The following is an 18484-nucleotide window of genomic DNA, read 5'->3' on the forward strand; positions in this document are numbered from 1 at the left end:
GAAGGAGTTACAAGAAGTTAGAGGACAATAGTTTAGGGTATATTTAGGAGTTAGGAAGTTAAGGGGAGTAAAGGAGTTAAGGCAATGGTTCTTCTTGCGGGATTTTTGGAGTTATATGGAGTTAGAGGACAACTGTCTGCACTTCTGTCTCCTGCCTCCTGTCTCCAAAATATCCACTAAACCATTGTCTTAACTCCTTTACTCCCCTTAACTCCTTAACTCCTAAAACAATTCATTGAATAATGCCATTGTCCTATAACTCCCTAACTCCATGTACGTTTAAGCCCCCTGTGTTTATCGGGTGGCCCTCTTTATAGTTGCCACAACATATTCCGAGCGAGTGCCTATGCGGAACTTGCCGCCCCATATACCCATGCCCGAGCTCACATAGTAGCGCGTGCCGCCCCTTTGCCATTGTCCGAAGGAGCATTCGTAGACGGCGTCGGTTATCCACGATATGGGCCACAGCTGGCCGCGGTGCGTGTGGCCGCTGAGCTGGAAGTCGGCTCCGGCCCTCTCGGTGCGCTCCAGGTGGTATGGCTGGTGGTCTACTACGATGGTAAACTTGCTGCTGTCGGCCATGCCCATGAGCTGGGCCACACTCTTGCGCCGCGGGTTCGAGCGGTCGTCGCGCCCTATCACGCACAGTCCGCCCACCGTTGCCACGCTGTCGCGCAGCAGCGTTATGCCGGCCTCGGCCATGAACCTCTCGGCCTCGGCCATCCCCCCTATGTACTCGTGGTTGCCCGGGCTGGCCAGCACCGGGGAGTTGAGACGCCTCAGCTCGTCGGCCATGCCTTCCTCTTCGAGCGGCCTCAGGCTTCCGTCCACGATGTCGCCGGCGATGAGTATCAGGTCGGGGCGCTCGGCGTTTACCATGTCCACCCACCGGGCCAGTTCCTTTCGCCGGTTGTGGTAGCCCAGGTGCAGGTCGCTCATCATCACCACCTTCATGTCGCGGCCTATGTCCTTGGCCGTGGCAAGCTCCAGCGGCTGCCTCACCTTGTGCCTGTAGTTGAAGTAGCCGTAGGTGAACGTTACGGCCATCAGCGCCAGCAGGGCGGCTGCTGTGTAGCCGTTGGCGTGCAGCCACGACCTCGGCACCACGTGGGCCAGCCTGCCGATGTCGAGCAGCAGGAACGCCATCACGGTGTAGAGCAGTATGAATATCGAAGAGTTGCCTGTCTCATAGCATGCCGAGGCCAGTCCGAGCGGCAGCCTGTCGATGAGCCGCGAGAAGTTGAGAAACAGGGTGAGGAAGGCCAGGGTGCACATTGCCACTATAGCCCCGCGCCATGGTGCCCCGAACGGCAGCAGGCACCAGATGTGCCACAGGGCGTATGCCAGCCCGGCCAGTGGCAGCACGAAAAAGATAATTATCCACATGTCGGTTGTCTGTTTATGCTTTAGTAGTTGGTTTCGTTGGCCGCGGCTTCAGCCCATGCCGGGCGCCAGGCCGCAGTATGTCGTTTAGGTGTCGTTGCCGCGCCTGCCGGGCGCTTTCGCCGTCATGCCGGCATCTTGCCCGCAGCCCGGCCACGCAGCCGCCCGCCTTGCTTTCGGCAATGTGTGCCGGCATGCCGGGCCGGCGGCGTGATGCAGCCGCATTGGTGGCCGATGGCCTGTTTGCCCCGAGGCCGTCCCATGCCGTAGGCGGCGTTGCGTCTGCCACCGTGCAGGCTTGTTGGTGCCGCAGCAAGAGAAGTCGGCGCGGCTCACGGCCTGCTGTTGCGTTAGCCGTGCGCCGCGCCGTTGCCCTGCCGCCCGAGCGAAGATGCATGGCCTGGGCGGCGGTGCCGTTGTCACAGCGGTACGTCGGCCAGTATCTTGGCAGTTGCCCCGGTGCATCCCGCCACGAAATTGGCGGCGTCTTTGCCGGCCTCGGCCAGCCTGTTGCCGTCGCCGGCGAATCCGTCCATGAGCGAGGCAAAGTCGTCGGCCGAGCCCACCTCGAATCCGCCGCCGGCGGCCATCAGCCCCTGCGCTTCCTGGAAGTGCTTGTTGTTTGGGCCGAAAATCACCGGTATGCCCCACACGGCGGCCTCGAGCACGTTGTGTATGCCCACCCCGAAGCCGCCGCCCACATAGGCTGCGCAGCCGTAACGGTAGGCGCTCGACAGCAGTCCGAAGCAGTCGATGATGAGGCAGCGCGCCCGGGCGGCTTCGTCGGGCGTGGTCTGGGTGTACCTCACTGTCTTCATTTCCACGCGTTGCTCTATCTGCCTGAGGTGGTCTTCGCCTATCTCGTGGGGCGCAATGACCAGTTTCCAGTCGTCGCGGCTGTTGAAGTAGGGTATGAACACGTCGCCGTCGGGGGGCCAGCTGCTGCCGGCCACAAACACGTTGCTGCCTTTTGCGAATGCTTCCACAATGGGCAGGCATTTCGACTGCTCCCTTATCTGCAGCACGCGGTCGAAGCGCGTGTCGCCCGCGACGGTCACCTCGGTGATGCCGAGCGAGGCCAGCAGTTGGCGGCTCACCTCGTTCTGCACGTAGAAGTGGGTGATGCACTTGAGCACGCCGGCATAGCTGCGGGCGTACCAGCGGAAGAACACCTGGCCCGGCCGGAATATGCTCGACACGCTGTAGACCGGTATGCCGCGGTGTTTGAGTATGTGCAGGTAGTTGTACCAGAACTCGTACTTGATGAAGAAAGCCATTACCGGCCTCACGAGCCTCAGGAAGCGTATGGCGTTGAGGCGCGTGTCGAGGGGCAGGTAGCACACAATGTCGGCGCCAGAATAGTTTTTCCGCACCTCGTAGCCCGACGGAGAGAAGAACGTGAGCAGTATTTTATACTCGGGATGCTCGCGCCTGAGCTGCTCCATCAGAGGCCTGCCCTGCTCGAACTCGCCGAGCGAGGCGGCGTGGAACCACACGTAGCGCGCCGCCGGGTCGACCTTGCGTTTCAGCACGTCGAAGGCTTCGCGCTCGCCGTGCCACATCTTCTTGACCTTCGAGTCGAACAGGCTGGCTATTGCCACGCCAAGCATGTAGATGTATATCGCTATGTCGTACATTGCGCTTGTCAGCCGAGTGTGTCGATGGCACGCCTCATGCGTGCAATGGTTTCATCCTTGCCGAGGAATGCCGAGATGTCGAACATGCCCGGGCCTTTGCCTTCGCCCACGAGCGTCAGGCGCCATGCGTTCATAACATCGCCCAGCTTGTAGCCCTTGTCCTGAATCCATTGCTCCACGGTGTGCTCCTGTGCCTGTATCGAGAAGTCGTCGGTGGCTTCGAGCAGGGCGGCCAGTTCGCCCATTACGCGGGCCGAGTCTTCCTTCCAGCGCTTGCGGCGGGTCTTCTCGTCGTAGGCCGTAGGCGCCACGAAGAAGAAAGAGCAGAGCGGCCACAGCTCGCTGACGAAGTTCACGCGGTCTTTCATCATGGCCACCACGGCGCGCACCTGGCTGTCGGTGGCGGCCGGCACGTGGCTCCTCACTATGGGGGCGAAGAGCGCGGCCACCTCGTCGTCGCTCTTCATGAGCATGTATTCATGGTTGAACCAGATGCATTTCTTGTAGTCAAACTTGGCTCCGGCCTTGCTGCACTTGGTTATGTCGAACAGCTGGCACAGCTCGTCGAGGCTGTATAGCTCACGCTCCGTGCCCGGGTTCCAGCCCAGCAGGGCGAGGAAGTTGATGACGGCCTCGGGGAAATAGCCGCTTTCGCGGAACCCCGCCGACACTTCTCCGCTCTTGGGGTCGTGCCACTCGAGCGGGAAGACGGGGAACCCGAGCCTGTCGCCGTCGCGCTTGCTCAGCTTGCCCTTGCCCTCGGGCTTGAGCAGCAGTGGCAGGTGGGCGAACCGGGGCATGGTGTCGGCCCAGCCGAAAGCCTCGTAGAGCAGCACGTGGAGCGGGGCGCTGGGCAGCCATTCCTCGCCCCTTATCACGTGGGTTATCTCCATCAGGTGGTCGTCTACGATGTTGGCCAGGTGGTAGGTGGGCAGTTCGTCGGCGCTCTTGTATAGCACCTTGTCGTCGATGATGTCGCTCTTTATGCGCACGTCGCCGCGAATGAGGTCGTCGACATGCACCTCGCGCCCCGGCTCAACCATGAATCTCACCACGTATTGGGCCCCCTGGGCTATGAGACTGTCCACTTCATCCTTGCTCATGGTGAGCGAGTTGCGCATCGACAGGCGCGTGTGGGCGTCATACTGGAAGTTCTGCACCTGCCCGCGCTTGGCTTCCAGCTCCTCGGGCGTGTCGAAGGCAATGTAGGCTTTGCCTGCGTCGAGCAGCTGCCTGACGTATTCCTTGTATATGTCGCGGCGCTCGCTCTGGCGGTACGGGCCCTTGTCGCCTCCGAAGGAAACCCCCTCGTCGAACGTTATGCCGAGCCACTTGAACGACTCAATGATGTATTCCTCGGCGCCGGGCACGAACCTGTTCGAGTCGGTGTCTTCTATCCTGAACACCAAGTCGCCGCCGTGCTGGCGTGCAAACATATAGTTGTAAAGTGCGGTGCGTACGCCGCCGATGTGCAATGCCCCGGTTGGGCTGGGCGCGAAGCGCACCCTTACTCTTCTCTCCGCCATTATAATAAAATCTATATCAGCAAATATTTTTGTGCAAAATTACAATAAATTTTTCACTATTTATACTTTTCCACCATATTTATCAGCTTATTCCTGCATAAAAGCAGCCTGCGGCAGGCTCGCCGGGCGGCAGGGGCGGGTACGGGGGCTGCCAGAAAATCGCCGGTGGGCGCGGTGCCGATTTGCAACGCTTTGTGCTACAGCGGGTTGCGCCGGCGATATGACTGCCTCGTAGAAAAGGTGGCCAGGTGTGGCCTGACGGGCGGCCCTGTGGCGTGGCGCGGCCTGTACGGCATTCCCCGGCACCCCGTCCGGCCCTGCCGTGCCATCGGTTGTAAACAAAAAGGCCGCCCGTGGCAGGCCGCGGCCAGTAGCCCGGCGCCATGTGTCAGCGCCACGCTATCAACCGGCTTCTGCACCCCGGCACACGTCGCTGGCGGGCTTGAAGGCCAAATAATCACACAGCCACTTTGCCGTATCAGTTTTTTTTCGTATTTTCGCAATCGCAAACCAGACTTGAAATCATTCATGGCTTATGAGCACATTCAACAATAGGGAAGACATAACGTGGCGCGACATACTCGTGCGTGCTGCTGTCATCATCTGCACCGTGGCCATAACGGTGTGGGCCATGCCCAACGACAGCCGCAACTATTTCCGCGTGGAGCAGGGCAAGCCGTGGAAGTATGGCGACCTCACGGCGCCTTTCGACTTCCCGATATACAAGTCGGAGGAGGCCATAAGGCAGCAGCGCGACAGCATACTGGGCGCCTATGAGCCATACTACCGGCTGAACAGCGACGCCGAGGGGGAGCAGGTGCGCAAGTTTGTGTCCGACTTCAGCAACGGGATTCCCGGGCTCAGCGACGACTACATAAGCATTATAGCCAACAGGCTGCACGCTCTCTACCGGCGGGGGATAATAAGTGCGGCCGACTACAAGAAGCTCAACACCGACACTTCGCGCACCATACGCATAGTAAGCGGCAAGAGCGCCGTCAGCGTGAGGCTCAACTCGCTGTATACTACGAAGACCGCCTACGAGAGTCTGTTCATCGACGAGACGCTCGAACAGCACAGGCAGATACTGCAAAAATGCGACCTCAACGACTATATCACGCCCAACGTGGTTTACGACAGGGAGAAGAGCAGCACTGCGCTCAACGACCTCATGAACGGAATACCACTGGCCGTGGGCGTGGTTCAGAAGGGACAGAAAATCATTGACCGCGGAGGCATCGTCGACGAGAAGGTGTACCGCATTCTTGACTCGTTCAAGAAGGAAAACGAGCGGCGCAGCCGCGACACGCGCCAGATACGCATGACCACGGCCGGCGAGGCGCTCTATGTGCTCATAGTCATCATTGCGTTCACGGTTTACCTTAGCCTTTTCCGCAAGGATTACTTTGACAAGTCGCGCAGTATAGCCATGCTTTACTGCCTGATCATAATCTTCGCGCTGCTCACATCGCTGTTGGTGCGCAACACGTGGTTCCATGTCTACCTGCTGCCTTACGCCATCGTGCCAATATTCATACGTGTGTTCATGGATTCGCGCACGGCCCTCATGACCCACCTGGCCATGGTGCTGGTGTGCGCCTGCATGTTGCAGAACCCGTTTGAGTTTATTGTGCTCGAGACAGTGGCCGGCATGACTGCCATATACAGCCTGCGCGAACTGCAGTACCGCTCGCAGCTGTTCAAGGCTGCCATAGTGGTCACGCTGGCGGCGGCGGCCATCAACTTCGCCTTCGACCTCATGCACGCGTCGGAACTGGCTGGCCTCGACATGACAAACTACAACTACCTCATCGTCAACGGTGTGCTCCTGCTCTTTGCCTACCCGCTGCTCTACGTGGTGGAAAAGACGTTCGGCTTCATTTCCGACATCACGCTGATAGAGCTCTCGAACACCAACAACGAGCTGTTGCAGCGCATGAGCGAGGTGGCGCCAGGCACTTTCCAGCATTCCATACAGGTGGGCAACCTCGCGGCGGCCATTGCCAACAAGATAGGGGCCAAGAGCCAGCTCGTGCGCACGGGCGCTCTGTACCATGACATAGGCAAGATGAACAACCCGATATACTTCACCGAGAACCAGTCGGGCGTCAACCCCCATGAAAACCTGTCGTGCATAGAGAGCGCGCAGATAATAATCAGCCACGTCACCGACGGGCTCAAGATGGCCGACAAGTACAACCTGCCGTCTGTGATACGCGATTTCATAAGCACGCACCACGGACAGGGCAAGACCAAGTACTTCTACGTGAAGTACAAGAACGAGCACCCGGGCGACGATGTCGACGAACTGCTGTTCACATATCCCGGCCCCAACCCGTTCACACGCGAGCAGGCAATACTGATGATGGCCGATTCGGTAGAGGCATCGTCACGTTCGCTGGCCGAATACACCGACCAGTCGATACGCGACTTGGTTAACAAGATCATCGACGGGCAGCTTGCCGACGGCTTCTTCCGTGAGTGTCCGATAACCTTCCGCGACATAGCTTACTCCAAGACGGTGCTTATCGAGAAGCTGAAGACCATCTATCACACCCGTGTGAGCTACCCGGAACTGAAGAAAGCGCCCTCGGCCGACGACAAGAAGCAGTCTTGACGCTGCCGGGGCCGTATTTTACTGGCGCTGGGTAGGAGGGCTTCCTGGCCGTTCCCGGCAGTTTGTGGTGTCGCCATGCCAATGGCGTTACACTGCAAGCAGGCTGTTCCGCCCCGATGGTATGGCTCATGCCGGCAGTTGGTAAAATGCGAACAGTTTTCAAGTGGTGTTGGTTAAAAGAGGCGGAATGCTGCATTTTTCTTTGCACAAATGGCAGAGTTTGTGCAAGGAAAATGTGTTTTGTGGTTAATAAATATTAATAATTAACCTGCTACTCAGCGTTTTTTGAATGGTGTTTTTAACTTTGCAGCCTGTTCTTTAATTTTTATTTATAATGGTAAAACAGCGATTAGCATTTCTTGCCGCGGCGGTGGCCGTGGCCGGCAACTCCCTTGCCGGAGGGCTGCTCACCAACACCAACCAGAACGTTGTGTTCTTGCGCAACCCCGCCCGCGATGCCGCCATCGGCATCGACGGCGTTTACAGCAACCCGGCCGGGGTGGCATTCCTCGACGAGGGATTCCATCTGTCTATCAACCTCCAGAACGTTCACCAGACGAGAACCATACTTACGGGCTACCCTCTGTTTGTAAACAACGTGAAAAACCCGGGCAACAGCGTTCACGAATTCAAGGGAGAGGCCGACGCCCCGGTAGTTCCCTCGCTCCAGGCTGCCTACAACAAGGGGCGCTGGAGCCTGCAGTTTGGCTTTGCCATCACCGGTGGCGGCGGCAAATGTGAGTTTGACGGCGGCCTCGGATCGTTTGAACAAGTGGTTTCGGGAGTAACGTCATACGCCTCGGCCATCACCGGCATGTACGACCAGTTGAGCCGCATTCCGGGCATGGGCGACCTTGCCGGCCACGGCATGGGCAGCAGTTATGGCTACGACTCATACATGCGCGGCCGCCAGTATTACTATGGTTTCACGCTCGGCGCGGCCTACAAGGTGACCGACCGCCTCTCCGTCTACGGCGGATTGCGCATGCTTTACGGCACGTCAAACTACTACGGCTATGTCAGGAACATACAGGTGGAGCACACATACAACGGCTCTTCGGAGATGGTGGGCGCATCGCGCCATTTCGCAAGCGAGAGCGCCATGCTCAACCAGCACGTCGGCCGGCTCGAAGCCATGGCCCAGGGCGACGACCCGACGCTTGCCGCCATTGCCGAGCAGGCCCTGCCCGGGGTGCGCCAGGCTGCCGCCACGACGGCCCTTCTCAGTGCCGCCACGCAAGACATCGAGCTCAACTGCGACCAGACGGGGTGGGGCGTGGCACCCATCATTGGCGTCGACTACAAGTGGGGCAAGGTGAACCTGGCTGCCAAATATGAGTTTAAGACGCGCATGAGGCTCAAGAACAAGTCGGCCAACAGCCTCAGTGCCGAGGGCATAGCCATGCTCGACAAGTTTGCCGACGGCCGCCGCGTGCCCGAAGACTCGCCTGCCCTGCTCGCCGTCGGTGCGCAGTGGGAGATTATCCCGCAGCTTCGCGTCATGGCCGGTTGGCACCATTATTTCGACGTAGACACCGAGCAGTATACCAAGGAGATGCTCGGCGACACCAACGAGTATCTGTTCGGCGCCGAATACGACATCACCGACCGCATCCAAGTGAGCGCCGGCGGGCAGCGCACAAAGTACGGTTTCAACGATACGGGCATGAACGACATAAGCTACAACGTAGATTCATACTCGTTCGGACTGGGAGTCGGTGTGACTGTTGCGAAAAACGTGAAGGTCAATGCGGCCTATTTCCAGACCCTCTACGACGACTACGACATGACGTCGGGCACGGCCCCGGCAGTCACCACCAACTCGTTTACGCGCTCAAACCGCGTCATCGGCCTGGGCGTCGACCTGAAGTTCTGAGCCATAAGCCAGTGTGTCTGGCTTGCCTGCAGCCTGCGGTGGCGGGTTGCAGGCAAGCCGTAGCTGTAATGTGGGGCTGCCTTTGCAGCCTCGTTTTCTTTGTTCAGGCAAACAAAAGAACAATTACCACCGTGGAAAGCACGTGCGGGAGCAATGCCAAGACGGCCTTGCCCGTGCGCCTGTACAGCCGTATGCTTAGTGCTGCGCAGCCCGCAAGCACAAGCGAGTAGGAGTTGATGGCAAAAAATACCAGCATCGCAAGTGTCATGTTGTGCGGGTTGTCGAATATGAAAATAGAGGCGTAGAACACAAGCGGTGCCGCCAATATGGGCAGCATCATCACTACATTGACGGCTATGATCCACTTTGGCAGACTGTGTTTGCGGTGCAATGGGGCGGGTGGTTGTTGCATAATGATTCAATGTATTTTGTTTTTTGCACATAGGGTTTTGCCAAATGGCATCCTGCCCTGGGCACCGGCATTGGGCCGGTGCGGTGTTGGGGCCCCCTGGCGGAGGCCTGCATGCCCGTTGCCGGGTCGTGATTTAGGTTTGAAGCAGGCTGCGATTACATCGGGTCTACGTCGAAGTATGTCTGCACAGAGCGGAAGCGCGGGTCGTCGGCCATAGCCTTTTGCGCCGCGCGCAGATACTGCCTCACCTTGGCCATGTCGATGCCCAGTTCCAGTTTCAGCACAATCTTTCGTATGCAGAGCGTCTTCACCCGTGCCACGGCGGGCCTGTCGGGGCCCAGCACGCGGTCGCCGAACCAGCGGCGCAGCATAGAGCCCATCTCGTTGGCGGCATGGTCTACCACTGTTTCGTCGCGGTGCTTCATATATATATATGTAAGGTGGGTGTACGGCGGGTAGCGGAAAGCCTGCCGTTCGGCAATCATTTCGCGGTAGAGCGCGCCGTAGTCGTTGCGCACCACATAGTCGAGCAGCGGCGCGTCGGGGCTTTTCGTCTGCAGAATCACCAGTCCGCGCCCACCCTTGCGGCCCGCCCTGCCGCTCACCTGCGCCATCATCATGAAAGCCTGTTCGTAGGCCCTGAAGTCGGGATAGTTCATCATAGAGTCGGCATCGAGTATGCCCACCACGCTCACACGGTCGAAGTCGAGCCCCTTGCCAATCATCTGCGTTCCAATCAGTATGTCGGTGCGCCCCTCGGCAAAGTCGTCGATGATGCGCTCGTAGGCCCCGTTGGTGCGCGTCGTGTCGAGGTCCATGCGCGCCACCCGCGCCTCGGGGAAGGCATCGCACACGCGGTCTTCAATCTTCTCGGTGCCCGCCCCCCTTGTGTGCAGCTCCCTGCTGCCGCAGGCCGGGCACACCTGCGGCACGTCGTAGGCGGCCCCGCAGTAGTGGCACGTCATCTTGTTTGTGCGCCGGTGCAGCGTCAGGCTCACGTCGCACCGCTCGCATCGCGGCACCCACCCGCACTGGCGGCACTCAACCATGGGAGCGAAGCCACGTCGGTTTTGGAAGAGTATTGCCTGTCGGCCCCCCTCGACGGCCTCGCGCACCTTGGCCATCAGCATAGGCGACAGCGGGCCTTTCATCATCTTGCGCCGGCGCAGGTCCTTTACGTCGACAATGCGTATCTCGGGCAGCTCTATTCCCTTGTAGCGTTGCGCCAGCCTCACCAGCCCATACTTTCCCGTCTGCGCGCTGTGGTAGCTCTCCAGGCTCGGCGTGGCGGTGCCGAGCAGCGTCTTGGCACCCGTCATCTGCGCCAGCATGATGGCCGTGCTGCGGGCATGGTAGCGCGGTGCGGGGTCTTGTTGCTTGAACGACTGCTCGTGTTCCTCGTCGACAATGACCAGCCCGAGGCGCGCAAACGGCAGCAGCACCGCCGAGCGCGCCCCCAGAATCACGTCGTATGGGGCTGCCGAGAGCTGCTTTCGCCATATCTCCACGCGCTCGTTGTCAGAGTATCGCGAGTGGTATATGCCCAGTTTCCCGCCGAACACGCGGCGCAGCCGCTCGGTTATCTGCACCGTCAGTGCAATCTCGGGCAGCAGGTAGAGCACCTGTTTGTGGCTCTCGATGGCCTGCTTGATGAGGTGAATGTATATCTCGGTCTTTCCGCTCGACGTCACCCCGTGGAGCAACACCACGTTTTTCTTGAGGAAAGAAAACATTATCTCGTTGTAAGCCCGCTGCTGCGCCTCGCCCAGCTGCTTCATTCGGGTGAAGTCGGGCTCGCCCCCGGTGTTCAGCCGGCCCACCTCGCGGGTGTAGGTCTCGAGCAGCCCTCGCTTCACCAGGGCGTTGACGATGGCCGTGGTGGTGTGGCTGGCGTTTAGAAGCTCGTCGCGCGTCACTTCCGCCACCGTCCCGCCATTGCCGCTGTCGGCCGCCGCGGCCCATCCCGACAGCGAGAGGTATGTCTCGAATGCCGCCCGCTGCCTGTCGGCCCGGCCAATCATGTCGAGCGCCACGTGCAGTCCACGGGCGCTGCCAAACTCGGGGCGCAGCCTTACGTAAAGCTCCGTGCGCGGCTTGTAGCCCTCTTCGGCCTTGAGCCCTGCCGGCAGCGCGGCCTTGAGCACGTCGCCTATGGGCGCCATGTAGTAGTCGGCCATCCATTGCCACAGCCTGTACTGCGTGGCGGTGACCACGGGTTCGGTGTCGAGCACGCGCAGGATGTCGCGCACGGCTATGCCCTCGGGTGCCTTGCCGTGCACTCTGGCCACCACGCCCACATGGGTGATTTTGGGCCCGAACGGCACCAGTACGCGCACGCCGAAGCGCACCTGTCCCTCCATGGGTGCAGGCACAGAATAGGTGAACAGGCCGTCGAGCGGCACGGGCAGTATGATGTCGGCGTATGTCATGTGCTGCAAAGGTACTCAAAAATCCCATAAGCCGATGTCTGCCGATGCTTAATAACCATTAAGAAACCGTACAGATGTGGTCAGTATAGCCTGTTCCGCCACCGTTTTTAGTGTTATTTCCGGCCGTGACGTCCCCGTTGCTTCTCGGCATGTACGTATGTGCCGGCCTGTAGGAGCGCCGGGTTGGCATGAATGCAAGGCCCATGTTGGCCGTTGGCCGTGGCCGGGTGGCAGTACCGAAACGCGCGGGCCACCATTTCCCGATGCACCCAGGCCCGGCCCGTGGCGGTGTAGAGGCCCCGTGGCGCGCCGGCCCTACAGAGCCCTTGCTGCCGATGGAATGGGCAAAAACAGCACGTCTTGCGCGTTTTTTGCGTGCATTCTGCCCCCTGCGGGTTGTTGTCGCCGGTGGCGTTGGCAGGCCGTTGCGCCCCGTCGAAGGCCATGCCGTCACAGGTGCCTATGGTGGCAGAACCGCCGAAAAGACAATAAAACGAGCGTTTTCTGCCCATTCCATCGGCAGGGGGCGGCTCCTTGTCGTGGCGGTGCCGGCCTTGTGAGCCGTCTGTTTGAGCCGTAAGTCGATGCCCGTTGCCAATAAATAACATAGATGGGGCATCGCTTTGCAGATAATTGTGTATATTTGCCGAATGTGGCGCGAGCGGTTCGCGCTGCCCATAACCACAAAATGCAATAAAGAGATGGACAGAAGAAGAGAAGAACAACAGTTGGCCGTGCTGGCCAAGCGCTTCTTGCAGGCCGCCATGGCCACGTTGCGCAGATATTTCAATGCCATGCCCGACAAGGAGGATGAGGCCGAGACGGTGCGCGCCATCAGTGCCGGCGTGTCGTTTCGCGGTGCCACCCTGTGGGTGCTTGTGTTCGCCATATTCATAGCCTCGCTCGGTCTCAACGTCAATTCCACGGCAGTCATCATAGGCGCCATGCTCATATCTCCGCTCATGGGCCCCATCATCGGCATGGGCCTCGCCGTGGGCATCAACGACTTCGAGCTGCTCAAGCGTTCGGTAAAGAACTATATCGTGGCCACGGTGATAAGCGTCATCACGGCCATGGTCTACTTCCTGCTCACTCCCCTCGACGAGGCTCAGTCGGAATTGCTGGCCCGCACCGCTCCCACGCTCTACGATGTGCTCATTGCCCTCTTCGGCGGCGCAGCCGGAATAGTGGCCTTGGCCACCAAAGGCAAGGGCAACGTGCTGCCCGGCGTGGCCATAGCCACGGCCCTGATGCCCCCGCTTTGCACCGCGGGCTTCGGCCTGGCCACGGGCAATGTGCTTTACTTCCTCGGTGCGTTCTACCTGTTTTTCATCAATACCGTGTTCATAGCGCTGGCCACCTACGTAGGCGTGAGGATGCTGCGGTTTGGCCAACGGCCGTCCGACGGAGGGCGCCGGCAGTCGGAGTTGCGCCGTTACATGGCCATGATAGTGGTGGTGACGATGATTCCGGCGGCCATCATGACCTACGACATAGTGCGCGACACCGTGCTCAAGGCCAACGCGCGGCGGTTTGTCAGCGAGCAGCTCGACAACGCCGGCACACGAATCGTGTCGTACGACGTCGACGACGACAGCCTGGCCCTGCGCGTGGTGGCCGTGGGCCGCGAGCTCACCGACAGCGCCATAGCCGCGGCAGGCCGCCGCTTGGGCGACTACAAGATGGGCAAGTATGCCCTGCGGGTGATACAGGGCACTGAGTCGGACTCGGTGATGATGCTCAACGACCGCCTTACCACCATGCGCACAACATCGGAAAACTATTCGGCCATGCTCCGTGAAGAGGCCGCCAAGGTGGCCGACCTGCAAGACCGGCTCAACGCCTACGTGCGCTATGACGCCGTGGCGCCCGAAGTGGCCCGCGAGATGGGGCAGCTCTTCCCCGCGGTGGGGGCGGTTAGCCTCTCGCTGTCGTCGCAGGCCGCCGTCGACACTGCGGCCGTGCGCCGCCTGCCCGTGGCCGTGGTCGAGCTGAAAGGCCGCGCCACGCTCAGCCCGCAGGAGCGCAGCCGCATGGGCGGGTGGCTCAAGGCGCGCATAGGTGTAGACACGCTGCTGCTCGTCACCACCAGCGGCGGGCGCTGACGTCGGCGCCACGGCGGGCCGGTAGAGCCTCCGGCCCTTTTCCAAAGCCATGCCGGCAATGTTTGTTGTCACCTACGTTTCATCATGCCGCCTAATGGGCTATGGTGGCATGATGCCTGGACTGATGTGCTTTTGTGCGAATGTAGGCCGGCAGCCCACGCGCCATGCGGCGCATGGCAGGCCAACCTAAGGCAACGGCAAGAGGCTTCGCCGTGAACAGGCTGGCCTACAGCGAGTTGCAAGCGCCATTGCCCGTTACTCTGAAACAGGCCGTTTCGCGCCCTGAAACAGGCCGTATGGCAGCCCGATACGGGCCGTTTTGAGGCGCGGTATGGCAACAGCGCGAAATCGGCGGTGTTGCCGCTGCTTGCGGTTGCCCTGTCTGCGGGCATGGGCAAATTGCCGATATTCATTTACGTTTAACAGTTTTGACACGCCGGTTTAATCCTTTTTCATTTTATATATATTAAGGTATGGCGTGTCAACTCTAAAATATGGTAAACGGAACTCGTCGTAAAATATTGGAATTTTATATACGTTAACACGGCGGTGCAAAGTTGTGCTAAATAATATATCTACCTTTGCACCACTCTATATGTTTAATAGCAAAGTCTGTGCTTTTTAAGGTCGGCCTGTCGCAAGTGGTTGTTTACATTCGCGATAGAGCCTGATTGTTGTGCAGGCCAATATGCGTGGGAAAGTGAAACTGATAAATTTGAAGGTGATAGTGTGTTCCCTTGCCTTGTTGGCAGGGATACCCATTCGGGCACAAGTCGTAGACAAGAGTCCCCAGACGGACACCTTGGCATTCAAGGACAGGCTCTCGTTGAGGTTCAATGCCTTAGACTGGGTTTTGCTTATGCCGGGCGTCGGCATAGAGTTCGACCTTGGCAACAAGAACTGGAGCCGGTGGGCTTTGGGCGTGGACGTCAGCGGCAATGTCGGGGGCTCGCATACGTTCAAGCCCGGCATAGTGTTCAACCTGGCCGAAGTCAATGTCGAACTGCGCAATTACTGGCGCATTCGCCAGATAGACGGGCGCGGCGTGAAGCGTCACACCGGTTTTGTAGACAAGCTCTTCTCTTGCCGCCGCGACAGGGTAAAGCATCCCACGGTGACATACTATCGCGGTCTCTACGCATCATACTCAGATTTTTCCGTCAAGTTCGGTTCGGAAGGCAAGCAGGGCACGGCTCTTTCGGCCGGCCTAAGCCTTGGTGCCGTGCGCCCGCTCTACGTTTTTGCAAACGGCAGCAGCCTCGATATGGAGCTCGGCCTTAGCGTGGGCGTGTGCTATGCGCGCTACGACACCTACCGGCATGACCGCGAGAGCGATTGCTACCCGTTGGTGTCGACCGGCGACTGGAAGATAGTGCCCTTCCCGGTTGTGAGAGACCTGCGTGTAGGCCTGGTCTACCGCCTGGGCGACTACCCGTCGACCCACAAATACCGCTGGCGTTACGATTGCGACTACACGTTTGCAGCCTTGCAGGACAGCATCAACACCGCCCGCGAGACGGCCAAGATAAACCAGCATTATGCCGACAGCGTGGGCAAGGTGATAGACGCGGAGTTCTGGAAGGTGTACAACGCCGCCGCGCGCGTGAACAGAATCCACGCCGACTCGGTGCGCCGCGAGGCAGAAGCCAGGCAGAAAGCGCAGAAGGAGGCCGTGCGCAAGCAGCGCGCCAAGGAGAAGGCCGAGCGGAAAAAAGAGAAGAAGGCATCTGCAGGCAAAGACAATGACAAGAGAGCAAATGAAAGAAAGGAGGACAAGGATGAGGCTCGCTGACGGTGTGCGCGCAGTGGCGCTTGTATCTTGGATGGTGCTGACGGCAATGTCGTGCACCACAGATGTGGAGTTGTGCCGCATGGGCAGCCACCCGCATTCGGGCGGCGTGAGCTTCTCGTATGCGTTTGATGCCGACGAGGATGCCACCGACTCGATGTTTGTCATAGCCAACAGGATAGTCAACCGCAGGCTCAGCGCCATGGTGGTCAGCTCGGCCACGGGCGATGGCAAGTTTCTGCTTGGCGGGACAGAAGCCTCTGCCTACACGGTGGCGGCCGGCGACAGCACGGCAGCGGCGGCCCTGTCGTCGTTTGACCTGCCGGTGGGCGACTACCGGTTCATGACCTTCAACCTTGACACCACAGAGCTGAAGTACGACGACCTCTACCGGTTCATAGCCCGCGGCGACACGGACATGGGCATGGACGAGATATACGTGGAATACCGTTCGTACGACAAGGAGGAGCCGGGCTTGCGCGAGACGCTGCCCGACTGGCAAGACTACAACCCGTATTCAGGCTACATACAGCCCAACATGCGCTCCGTGCTGCTTGACACCGTGGCGGCGCCGGTATCCGTGGGGCGCCACCTGTCGTGCCACTTCAGGCCGGTGCCCAAGACCCAGAACATCGACCTGTACTTCAACATACAGAAGAAAGAAGGGGCGGCGCCGTTCATCGTCGACTCGGTGATGGGCGAGATTTCGGGCCTGCCCTACAGGATAAGGCTCGTCACCGGCGACCTCGACATATCAAAGACATACAAGATGATGTTCCGCATGGACTGCGTCGACGCATCGGGAGCCCACATTGACGACACCTATTCGGCAAGCAGCGTGAGGTGCCATGGCAACATCAACGTGCCGGGGCTGGTGCCGGGCAGGTCGGCAGACGTGACTACGGGGCCGGGCATCATGCAGGTAATAATATATGTGCACACAACCAACCCCGCAGACCCTGCCGAAACACTCGTGAAGAAACTGCAAGGCAAGATTAACCTGTACAACACCCTGCGCGACGCGCGGCTGATAGACTATACCGACGACATGTCGTTTGTCAGGCGAACAGCCTCACACGGGGTGCTCAACATCAAGGCCAACCTGATAATAGACGGCGAAACCATAATAGAAAACCCCGACAACGACTGGGGCATAGACAGCTGGATATCGTGCTCAGACATCGTGGTCGACATCTGATATGGCCGCGGTAGCCGGGCCTTGGGCCCTTGTCAATATGCAAAAATGTGAAAACGGGTGACGCGCCACCCACAAAACGAAGAAATATTATGACGATGAATGTTTTACATAAAACGAAGACAACCGCCTTGCTCAAGGGCGTAATGTCGGCGGCTGCCTCGCTGATGGTGCTTGCAGCCTGCACCGACTCATACCCGACGCTTATACACAACGACGGCAGCACTATAGGCAATGACGAGGTGTACGACCGGGTGCCGCTGATGATGTTTGTCAACGAGCAAGACTATTTCTCAATCATTGCCACCAGGGGCACCGGGGTGTTCGACGACGAACATGCCGGGAAGCTGGCCAACTCGTTGTTTTACGTCTACGCTTTCCGAGCCGCCGAGGATGCCGACGGCAACATTGTGCACAATACCGACTACCGCGAGACGTCTTCGGGCGGAACGGCGTCAGACCAGGACAGGCTCACCGCTGCCGACTGCTTGCTCGACGGGGCAGACTACAACTTCGGTATGCCAACCAAGCTGACCGCCGACCGTAACGGCACGCTGGAGCCTCAAACAACGCAGAAGCTATATTTCAGCTCGGCGTTCCAAGACGTTGGCTACGACTTCTTCGTATACCACATCGACGACTTTGAGCCCACGGCCGCAAACACACACCGCGAAGCCGACAGGATATACTATGACCTGGAGATTGACGGCTCGCAGGACATCATGAGCGGAATGGCCCCAAAACTGACAAGAGACGTGCTTGACGAGAAGATAAGAGACGGAAAGCTTACCATCACAAAGTCAGACCAGGAGCAGATTCTGGACATTGGCAACTACTGCACGTTTGCCGCCCACCGCGGGGTCTACCCAGTCATGGCCATGAAGCACAGGCTAACGCGCATGCAGTTTCTGGCTTATCCCGGCGACGAGTCGGCCGACAACGTGGTCATCAAGGGCATCAGCGTTGAGAGCCGCTATCGCGGCAGGCTTACCGTGGCAGCCCGTAACACCGACGAGACAGGCATAGAGTTTGACAGCGACAGGCGCGAGCTCGAACTCAGGGAGGCGTCGCCCGACGGAGTGTCGCCGTGCCCGCCGCTCAGTTCAGACGGATATGTGGTGAGCTACGACGGCAGCATGGCATCGTTGCCGTGGGACGAGCGCCCCGGGCTGAAGATAGGAGAGAGCCTGATGCTTGCCCCCGACTCGGAGTATGCCCTGACATTGTATTACACTCAGACTGTCGACGTTGGCGGAGGCAAGACCGAACAGCGCGACCTGAAATCGCGCTACCTGCTCAAGGCCCAGGAGACGTCTTACTTCAAAGACCCCGAAACGGGGGCTTACATCTTCAGGCCGGGCTATGTATACTCTGTGAAGATAGTGGTATACGGGCTCCAGGAAATCAAGGTGTCGGCCAACATCGAGGGATGGGAGTATGGCGGAGACATCGTGCTCGACCCGATGGAAGACGACGGTGTGCTGCTCGAATGACCGGCCGGGGCTTTGCCGTCTG

The 18484-nt window shown here is 59.3% G+C and carries 11 protein-coding genes; 6 read left to right on the forward strand and 5 right to left on the reverse strand.

What is annotated here, in order from left to right:
* Window positions 1-294: 294 nt before the first annotated feature.
* From H6B30_RS12795 to gltX, 3 genes are all read right to left on the reverse strand, one after another.
* On the reverse strand, window positions 295-1386 hold the full coding sequence (locus H6B30_RS12795; protein ID WP_205111217.1) for a metallophosphoesterase: 1092 nt from the start codon (window positions 1384-1386) through the stop codon (window positions 295-297).
* Between the two features lie 416 nt (window positions 1387-1802).
* On the reverse strand, window positions 1803-3020 hold the full coding sequence (locus H6B30_RS12800; protein ID WP_205111219.1) for a 3-deoxy-D-manno-octulosonic acid transferase: 1218 nt from the start codon (window positions 3018-3020) through the stop codon (window positions 1803-1805).
* Window positions 3021-3028: 8 nt separating this feature from the next.
* Window positions 3029-4546, reverse strand: coding sequence for a glutamate--tRNA ligase (gene gltX, locus H6B30_RS12805; RefSeq protein WP_205111221.1), 1518 nt, complete (start codon window positions 4544-4546; stop codon window positions 3029-3031).
* 535 nt (window positions 4547-5081) lie between these two features.
* On the opposite strand from gltX, the gene H6B30_RS12810 reads away from it, so the two are divergent.
* Together H6B30_RS12810 and H6B30_RS12815 are read left to right on the forward strand one after the other, a co-directional pair.
* Window positions 5082-7163, forward strand: a complete 2082-nt coding sequence (locus H6B30_RS12810) for an HD family phosphohydrolase (protein ID WP_205111223.1) — start codon at window positions 5082-5084, stop codon at window positions 7161-7163.
* Window positions 7164-7497: 334 nt separating this feature from the next.
* The gene (locus H6B30_RS12815; protein WP_205111225.1) at window positions 7498-9039 is read left to right on the forward strand and encodes an OmpP1/FadL family transporter; all 1542 of its coding nucleotides are present in this window, start codon (window positions 7498-7500) and stop codon (window positions 9037-9039) included.
* A 103-nt stretch (window positions 9040-9142) separates the two neighbouring features.
* Here H6B30_RS12815 and H6B30_RS12820 read toward each other — a convergent pair whose 3' ends face one another.
* Window positions 9143-9451 (reverse strand): hypothetical protein, encoded by a 309-nt coding sequence (locus H6B30_RS12820; RefSeq protein ID WP_205111227.1) that lies wholly within the window; start codon window positions 9449-9451, stop codon window positions 9143-9145.
* A gap of 155 nt (window positions 9452-9606) precedes the next feature.
* Window positions 9607-11880: a replication restart helicase PriA gene (gene priA / locus H6B30_RS12825; RefSeq protein WP_205111229.1), complete on the reverse strand. Its 2274-nt coding sequence runs from the start codon at window positions 11878-11880 to the stop codon at window positions 9607-9609.
* 764 nt (window positions 11881-12644) lie between these two features.
* Between priA and H6B30_RS12830 the strand changes: the two genes are divergently transcribed.
* The 4 genes from H6B30_RS12830 (at window position 12645) to H6B30_RS12845 (ending at window position 18462) form a co-directional block, all read left to right on the forward strand.
* On the forward strand, window positions 12645-13985 hold the full coding sequence (locus H6B30_RS12830) for a TIGR00341 family protein (RefSeq protein WP_205111257.1): 1341 nt from the start codon (window positions 12645-12647) through the stop codon (window positions 13983-13985).
* A 700-nt stretch (window positions 13986-14685) separates the two neighbouring features.
* Window positions 14686-15777 carry a DUF3575 domain-containing protein gene (locus H6B30_RS12835; protein ID WP_205111231.1) on the forward strand — a complete coding sequence of 364 codons (1092 nt, stop codon included), beginning with the start codon at window positions 14686-14688 and terminating at the stop codon, window positions 15775-15777.
* A complete protein-coding gene (locus tag H6B30_RS12840) occupies window positions 15728-16972 on the forward strand; it encodes a hypothetical protein (protein WP_205111233.1) in 1245 nt (414 codons plus the stop codon). The genes H6B30_RS12835 and H6B30_RS12840 overlap by 50 nt, the downstream gene beginning before the upstream one ends.
* Before the next feature lie 95 nt (window positions 16973-17067).
* Window positions 17068-18462: a hypothetical protein gene (locus H6B30_RS12845; RefSeq protein ID WP_205111235.1), complete on the forward strand. Its 1395-nt coding sequence runs from the start codon at window positions 17068-17070 to the stop codon at window positions 18460-18462.
* Window positions 18463-18484 lie beyond the last annotated feature (22 nt).

The sequence above is a fragment of the Marseilla massiliensis genome (assembly GCF_016899955.1).
GTDB classification, from domain to species: domain Bacteria; phylum Bacteroidota; class Bacteroidia; order Bacteroidales; family Bacteroidaceae; genus Prevotella; species Prevotella intestinigallinarum.

Coding starts and splice junctions, on each gene's coding strand:
- H6B30_RS12800 (WP_205111219.1), bottom strand. CDS start 3,020: ATGTACGACATAGCGATATACATCTACATGCTTGGCGTGGCAATAGCC.
- H6B30_RS12815 (WP_205111225.1), top strand. CDS start 7,498: ATGGTAAAACAGCGATTAGCATTTCTTGCCGCGGCGGTGGCCGTGGCC.
- H6B30_RS12820 (WP_205111227.1), bottom strand. CDS start 9,451: ATGCAACAACCACCCGCCCCATTGCACCGCAAACACAGTCTGCCAAAG.
- H6B30_RS12845 (WP_205111235.1), top strand. CDS start 17,068: ATGAATGTTTTACATAAAACGAAGACAACCGCCTTGCTCAAGGGCGTA.
- H6B30_RS12840 (WP_205111233.1), top strand. CDS start 15,728: ATGACAAGAGAGCAAATGAAAGAAAGGAGGACAAGGATGAGGCTCGCT.
- priA (WP_205111229.1), bottom strand. CDS start 11,880: ATGACATACGCCGACATCATACTGCCCGTGCCGCTCGACGGCCTGTTC.
- gltX (WP_205111221.1), bottom strand. CDS start 4,546: ATGGCGGAGAGAAGAGTAAGGGTGCGCTTCGCGCCCAGCCCAACCGGG.
- H6B30_RS12810 (WP_205111223.1), top strand. CDS start 5,082: ATGAGCACATTCAACAATAGGGAAGACATAACGTGGCGCGACATACTC.
- H6B30_RS12795 (WP_205111217.1), bottom strand. CDS start 1,386: ATGTGGATAATTATCTTTTTCGTGCTGCCACTGGCCGGGCTGGCATAC.
- H6B30_RS12830 (WP_205111257.1), top strand. CDS start 12,645: ATGGCCACGTTGCGCAGATATTTCAATGCCATGCCCGACAAGGAGGAT.